We start from the raw sequence: 561 nt of genomic DNA, 5'->3' as shown, positions 1-561 counted from the left end.
TGGCGGCGGCTATCGCAACGCTTATCTTCCTGCTGGTTGGCGCGTTAGCGATTGTGAATCTGAAAGCCACGCGCATGAAGTTTGATTAAGGGAGATAACGATAATGGCTATGGTCCAACCCAAATCGCAGAAGCTACGTTTATTTACCACGCATCTCCTGCTACTGATTTTTATCGCCGCGATTATGTTTCCGCTGCTGATGGTTATCGCTATCTCGCTGCGCGAAGGCAACTTCGCCACCGGCAGCCTGATCCCGGATACCATCTCCTGGGAACACTGGCGTCTGGCGTTAGGCTTCAGCGTCGAACACGCCGATGGCCGCGTCACGCCGCCGCCGTTCCCGGTCCTGCTGTGGCTGTGGAACTCGATTAAGGTCGCCGGGATCACCGCGATCGGCATCGTCGCCCTCTCCACCACCTGCGCCTACGCTTTCGCCCGTATGCGCTTCCCGGGGAAAGCGACCCTGCTGAAAGGGATGCTGATTTTCCAGATGTTCCCGGCGGTGCTGTCGCTGGTTGCCCTGTACGCGTTGTTTGACCGCCTGGGCCAGTACATCCCGTT

At 57.9% G+C, this 561-nt stretch carries 1 protein-coding gene; it reads left to right on the top strand.

Going from position 1 to position 561, the window contains the following annotated elements:
* Window positions 1-103: 103 nt before the first annotated feature.
* Window positions 104-561: maltose ABC transporter permease MalG (malG, locus tag R7P64_RS24490; RefSeq protein ID WP_044643285.1), on the top strand; the 458-nt coding region annotated here is incomplete at its 3' end.

It is taken from the genome of Vibrio sp. 2304, from assembly GCF_033339475.1.
In the GTDB taxonomy this organism is placed as follows: Bacteria; Pseudomonadota; Gammaproteobacteria; order Enterobacterales; family Vibrionaceae; genus Vibrio; species Vibrio alginolyticus.
The sequence above is the reverse complement of the archived record's forward strand: the minus strand, read 5'-3'. Positions and strand labels throughout refer to the sequence as shown.